This window comes from Streptomyces sp. NPDC031274, assembly GCF_055570235.1.
Genome location: NZ_JBVIHP010000260.1, coordinates 1 through 1,343, shown reverse-complemented (window position 1 = coordinate 1,343; position 1,343 = coordinate 1). Strand labels below are relative to the sequence as shown.

Below are 1,343 nucleotides of genomic sequence, written 5' to 3'. Positions count from 1 at the left end.
GGCAGCCGCTCGGTATCCGGAGCAGTGCGTCATGCTGCCGACGATTCCGTCCGGCCATATCGGTTCTCCGCTCGGCCCTCTTGATATCGGCACGGGAGGAATGCCGAGCTGCGCCATCGCCCTGCGGGCGCAACTGCGCACGGTGCAGAATTTGCGGCGCCGCGCTTCCACCGTTCTGGTGACCAACTTGGCTTCGGCGGAGAAGAGTTCGGTGAGGGACACGTCGCCGAACTGTTCGGCGAACGCGACGGGCGGGGGCAGAAGTTCATCGATCACGTGCTGGTCAGCGTTTCAGGCCGGATTCAGGCGGCCCGGCCGAGGATCTGGCAGCGTATGCGGCGTACTTCCAACGAGGGTTCCAGGCCCAGTTCGCTTTCGAGCAGGGCGCACAGTTTCTGGTACGCGCCCAGTGCCTCGGCGCGCCGGCCCGAGCAGCGCAGGGCGTCGATGAGGCGGGTGTGCAGTGATTCGTTGAAGGGGTTCGCGGCCACCAACGAGCGGAGCTCGCAGACTATTTCACGGTGCCGACCGAGCCGTGCATCCGCCTCCAGGCGCATTTCCAGGGTGCGTTGGCGCTGCTCTTCGAGGCGGGCCACATAGCCGTCAAGGACCGGTCCGCATTCCATCCCCTCCAGTGCCGGACCCCGCCACAGTGCCAGTGCCGCACGCAGCGTGTCCGCGGATTCCCGCACACGGCCCTGGTACAGGAGTTCGCTCCCGAGCCGGGACTGCCGGGCGAAGACGGCGGAGTCAAGGGCGCCGTCGGGAAGGCGCAGAAGATAGCCGTTCGGGCGGCCCTCGATGACCGATTGCCGCGCTGTTCCCTGCAATTCATCGGCGGCCAGCTGCTGACGCAGGTGGTAGACGTGGGTGCGGGCGGTCATCACGGCAGTCCGGGGTCGGTATTCCGCCCATAGTTCGTCCATCAAGAGGTCAAGCGGGACGAAATGCCCGGCCCGGGACAACAGCAGGGCGAGGACCTTTCGGAGCTGCGGCCCGCGAATGGCCCGTACGCCGTGTGCGGTATGCATTTCCAGCGGTCCCAGGACGCCAAAGCCCGTCATGTGCGACTCTCCCCCTCGGCCTCGCGATGGAATTCCCGTCATCCGTGACGGATGGTCCATGGAGGTCAAACGCTATGCGTACGCGGGCGTTTGTGCCATTGCGCTGTTGCGTAAGGGACATGCGTCTGCTTCGAAAGAGGCAGTGCGAAAGAGCCGGAGAGGTGGCGGAGAACGGAGGTCCCGCCCGAGGACGGGACCTCCGTTCCCGCTACGCGCCCGCCCGGGACCGCTTGCCGATCCGGGTGAGGGCGATGCACAGCGCCCCCAGCGCGGAGAGAG

The 1,343-nt window shown here is 66.6% G+C and carries 2 protein-coding genes; both read right to left on the bottom strand.

Features of this window, described 5'->3' with window-relative positions; all coding sequences use genetic code 11:
- The coding region (locus ACZ5CR_RS45495; protein WP_468869641.1) for a 4'-phosphopantetheinyl transferase family protein at nt 1–276 on the bottom strand (276 nt) is incomplete at its 3' end.
- 26 nt (nt 277–302) lie between these two features.
- Nucleotides 303–1,031 (bottom strand): AfsR/SARP family transcriptional regulator, encoded by a 729-nt coding sequence (locus ACZ5CR_RS45490; RefSeq protein WP_468869644.1) that lies wholly within the window; start codon nt 1,029–1,031, stop codon nt 303–305.
- Nucleotides 1,032–1,343: the final 312 nt, after the last annotated feature.